General features: G+C 59.4%; 5 protein-coding genes. 4 read left to right on the top strand and 1 reads right to left on the bottom strand.

Going from position 1 to position 2,375, the window contains the following annotated elements; genetic code table 11:
* Positions 1–28 precede the first annotated feature (28 nt).
* A complete protein-coding gene (locus tag EI28_RS11830) occupies positions 29–256 on the bottom strand; it encodes an LSM domain-containing protein (protein WP_011843085.1) in 228 nt (75 codons plus the stop codon).
* 109 nt (positions 257–365) lie between these two features.
* On the opposite strand from EI28_RS11830, the gene EI28_RS11825 reads away from it, so the two are divergent.
* The 4 genes from EI28_RS11825 (at position 366) to EI28_RS11810 (ending at position 2,137) form a co-directional block, all read left to right on the top strand.
* Positions 366–863 carry an RNA-binding protein gene (locus tag EI28_RS11825; protein WP_048115081.1) on the top strand — a complete coding sequence of 166 codons (498 nt, stop codon included), beginning with the start codon at positions 366–368 and terminating at the stop codon, positions 861–863.
* 50 nt (positions 864–913) lie between these two features.
* The gene (gene sepF / locus EI28_RS11820) at positions 914–1,291 is read left to right on the top strand and encodes a cell division protein SepF (RefSeq protein ID WP_011843087.1); all 378 of its coding nucleotides are present in this window, start codon (positions 914–916) and stop codon (positions 1,289–1,291) included.
* Positions 1,291–1,818, top strand: a complete 528-nt coding sequence (locus EI28_RS11815; RefSeq protein ID WP_048115079.1) for a ZPR1 zinc finger domain-containing protein — start codon at positions 1,291–1,293, stop codon at positions 1,816–1,818. Before sepF ends, EI28_RS11815 begins: the two co-directional genes overlap by 1 nt.
* An 82-nt stretch (positions 1,819–1,900) precedes the next feature.
* A complete protein-coding gene (locus EI28_RS11810; protein WP_048115076.1) occupies positions 1,901–2,137 on the top strand; it encodes a hypothetical protein in 237 nt (78 codons plus the stop codon).
* The last annotated feature ends 238 nt before the right edge of the window (positions 2,138–2,375 follow it).

Raw genomic sequence — 2,375 nt, 5'->3', positions numbered from 1 at the left:
TGCCTTTTGACATTCTCTCACCTACTGTTTATTCGACTGAAGGGGTAATGTAGATCACATTGTCACCGCGGACGATCAACGTGCCGAGTTTCTGCGCCGCGCCGTCCACTTCTTCTTCTGCCTTGTCCAATACCAGATTCATGTGAACGTCGTATCCCTGGAGGATCCCCCGGATCTCCCTCCCACCTTTCAGGCTGATGATGACGGGCTGACGATTCAGTACCTGATCTAAAATATCCAACGGTCTTGGCGTCATATGATTACCCTTTGCCGTCCATTCTGGAGTAATATATTTGAGTGAGGAAGCTACTTAAATATAACCGCGTTGCTGCGCGAGAGTCAGCGCCACCTCGAGGTTTCGACACATGCCAAGGATTACCGTAAAAAAGCGCCACGTCATCCGAAAATCACAGATAAGCGAACTTCTCGAGCGACTCACGGGCGAGATCGGGGCATCGGCCGACCTCTTCCGGTCGGAGAGGATCGAGCGGGTGGAGACGGATGCTCCCGTCGGGATCTACCTCGTCGATAAAAAGCCCCTCCTGATGGGCACCGAGGACTGGGCCTTTCCGACCCTGCGGGGGCTCGTCGAGCACCCGATCCCCGAGCGGCGGGTGGTGGTCGATTCCGGCGCGGTCAGGTTCGTCGCAAACGGCGCGGATGCCATGCGCCCCGGGATCGTATCGATCTCGCCGGACATCCGTGCGGGGCACCCGGTGCAGGTCGTCGAGGAACGGCACGGAAAACCGCTTGCCGTGGGGATTGCGCTCTTCGATGCGGCCGATATGGAGCGGCAGGAGAAGGGCAAGTCCGTTAAAAGCATCCACTATGTCGGGGACGATCTCTGGAATCTGGAGGTCTGACGGAGAAAATAATGGATACTATTAAATAAAATTCATTCCTCAATTTTTCTATGGTTAAAAAACTCTTTGACAGCATCCTCGGCAAAAGTCCGGCAAGAAACGAAGAGGACTACATGGAACTCGATCTCGCCTCCTACGAGGGATCGAACGACGAAGAGCCGGCATCCATGTACATCAAGATCGCCACCATCGCCGACCTCAAAGATACCCCCCGCGTCAAAGACGAGGTTTACAACGGCAATATCGTCATCGTCGATATCGGGCGGCTGAAGATGGACAAGGTGACGTTCGAGCGGGTTCTAAAGGATCTCCGCGACGTCGCCAAGGACGTGAACGGCGACATCGTCGGCCTCGGCGAGCAGAAATACGTCGTCATCACGCCCATGTCCGTCAAGGTCTCCCGCGAGAAGATCGGCGGGGGCCTCTAGTGCGGGAGTCCCATCCGGGAACCTGTCCCGCCTGCGGGGGCGAGATCCGGATCGTCCATCACCGCCTTGACATCCCCCACTTCCCCGACCTCCTGCTCGTCTCCATCGCCTGCGAGGCCTGCGGCTACCGGCACACCGACACCATCATCCTCGGGGAGGGCGACCCGGTCCGGTGGACGGTGCGGGTGGAGGAGCCCGGCGACCTCGCCATCCGGGTGGCGCGGAGCACGACGGGGAAGATTGAGATCCCGGAACTCGGCCTCGCGGTCGAACCCGGCACCGCCTGCGAGGGTTTCGTCACCAACATCGAGGGAGTTCTCTACCGCTTCGAGCAGGCGGTGGAGACAATCCTGGCAAACCCCGAGAGCGAAGACGAGCGGGCGGCCGCACTCAGGATGATGGAGACGATCGCCGCCGCACGGGAGGTGGCCTTCCCGTTCACGGTCGTCCTCGAGGACCCTTCCGGGAACAGCGCGCTCGCCAGCGAGAAAGCCGAAAAGATGCTCCTCGATCAGGAAGAAGCCTGACCACTTTTTTCAACCCTCCCGGGGGGGGTTAACCTGAAATAGAACCTCCCCTCCATACGGCAGCACCGTGAGGTGAAGAGCAATGGCACGAACAATATCGGTGCTGAAATGGGAGAGCGAAGCGGAGGTCGAGAACGCCGTCCACGACATAAAAGCGGAGATGGACCGGGCAGGCGGGCTTTCCAAGGAGACGGAGCGGGCGATGCAGCACTCGCTCTGGGTGGCCGACCCCGACCTTGCGAACCACTTCCTGAAGCGGATCCGTGAGCAGGTTCCCGGGGCGCTGCACTACTTCGAGGAGGAAGGCGGCGGGGCTTGAGGATGCGACTGCCGGAACGGCAGGAGCTCGAGAAGGTGCGAAGCATCTTCGAATGGCGACTGTCCGTAGGATGCGACTGTCCGCAGGACAGGAGCTCGAGAAGATGCGAAGCATCTTCGAATGGCGACTGTCCGTAGGATGCGACTGTCCGCAGGACAGGAGCTCGAGAAGATGCGAAGCATCTTCGAATGGCGACTGTCCGTAGGATGCGACTGCCGGAACGGCAGGAGCTCGAGAA

The sequence above is a fragment of the Methanoculleus sp. MH98A genome (assembly GCF_000691865.1).
In the GTDB taxonomy this organism is placed as follows: Archaea; Halobacteriota; Methanomicrobia; order Methanomicrobiales; family Methanoculleaceae; genus Methanoculleus.
Note: the sequence above shows the minus strand (reverse complement) of the source record. Positions and strands in the feature narration are given on the sequence as shown.